The sequence below is a fragment of the Mesorhizobium sp. M7A.F.Ca.CA.001.10.2.1 genome (assembly GCF_003998575.1).
In the GTDB taxonomy this organism is placed as follows: Bacteria; Pseudomonadota; Alphaproteobacteria; order Rhizobiales; family Rhizobiaceae; genus Mesorhizobium.
Window position 1 is genome coordinate 1 of sequence record NZ_RZQY01001173.1, and the last position, 827, is coordinate 827.

1 protein-coding gene is annotated in these 827 nt (G+C 62.8%); it reads left to right on the forward strand.

Annotation, left to right across the window (positions count from 1 at the left end; all coding sequences use genetic code 11):
- Nucleotides 1-821 (forward strand): hypothetical protein (locus EN964_RS35950; RefSeq protein WP_206528834.1); only part of this gene is annotated, 821 nt, incomplete at its 5' end.
- Between the last annotated feature and the right edge of the window lie 6 nt (nt 822-827).

Genomic DNA, 827 nt, shown 5'->3' on the forward strand with positions numbered 1-827 from the left:
CCACGGCGGCCGGCGATGTCATGACGCTCCGGTCCCTCGGCAGCGGCAACTGGGCTTGCGTCGGCTACCAGCGGGCGAACGGCGGCCCGGTGACCATCCCCGCCGGTACCTCCCTATCCGGGCCGGCTCTGGTGCTTGAACAGAGCACAACACCGGCTCCGACGACCGAAGGGCGGATCCAGTGGGACACCGACGACAATGTGATTGCTGTTGGCGATGGAGCGGCAACGCAGATATTCGCGCCTCTGCCAGCATCGACCGCCGCTGGCGACATCCTTTATCTGAGTGGGGCAAAGGCTCCAGCCAGGCTCGCAAAGGGCACGGCAGGGCAGACCTTGCGCATGAACGCCGCCGCTACGGCGCCCGAATGGGGTGGCGGCGCACCCGATGCCATCATGGAAGACCAGAAGGCGTCAGGCATCAACGGCGGCACCTTCACTTCGGGCGCATGGCGTACCCGAGACCTGAACACCGAAGTCCGCGATCCCTACGGGCTGATTTCCCTAGCCTCGAACCAGTTCACGCCGACCGTCGCGGGTTGGGTAGAATGGAGTGCGCCGGCTTGTAAAATTGGCGTTCATCAATCCCGGCTGTTCAATGTCACTGATGGCGTAGAAGTCACCGCAGGCACCAGTGAGCAGACCGACAACGGCAACGACTTCACGCAAACCAGAAGTATCGGCGGTGCGCCGGTCGTTGCCGGGAAAACATACAGAATAGAACACCGATGCGGTACGACCCGCAGCAACGACGGCTTTGGTTTCACGGCCGGGTTTGCCGCCTTCGATATTTACACGCGTCTCAAGTTCTGGAGGGCATAGCCGTGG